This window comes from Allobacillus salarius (assembly GCF_007559425.1).
In the GTDB taxonomy this organism is placed as follows: domain Bacteria; phylum Bacillota; class Bacilli; order Bacillales; family Alkalibacillaceae; genus Allobacillus; species Allobacillus salarius.
On sequence record NZ_VMHE01000086.1, the window covers coordinates 1 to 396 of the forward strand.

Below are 396 nucleotides of genomic sequence, written 5' to 3' on the forward strand. Positions count from 1 at the left end.
TGACAAATACCTTAGAGACATAGCAAGAGAGTTAAAAGGTATACGTAAAGAGTTACAAAAGCGAAACGAAACAGTTATTATTGATGCAAACTTAGACAGCGTAAGGTCGGCAGTATTAGCCGATAAAGAAAAATCGAAATATAATGAACCTCTCTTTTAATAGCTAGCACTTAATTGTGTTGGCTATTTTTTATGTCCAAACCATGCTTATGACAATAAAAGATGCAAGTGTAACAGCCCGAACCATGTATGGCTTAAAACTAATCAAGAGTAAATAAATGAGGTGTAAAAACTATGGATATCCAAGAGAAGTTAAAACTCAAATTACAGTTTTTTGCTGAAGAATCAGATGGAGATAATGGAAAATCAAAAGATAACAACGATGATGAAGGCAAA

At 33.1% G+C, this 396-nt stretch carries 1 protein-coding gene; it reads left to right on the forward strand.

From position 1 onward, the window contains the following. A partial coding sequence (locus FPQ13_RS13255) for a hypothetical protein (RefSeq protein ID WP_144089750.1) occupies window positions 1-160 on the forward strand: 160 nt, incomplete at its 5' end. Between the last annotated feature and the right edge of the window lie 236 nt (window positions 161-396).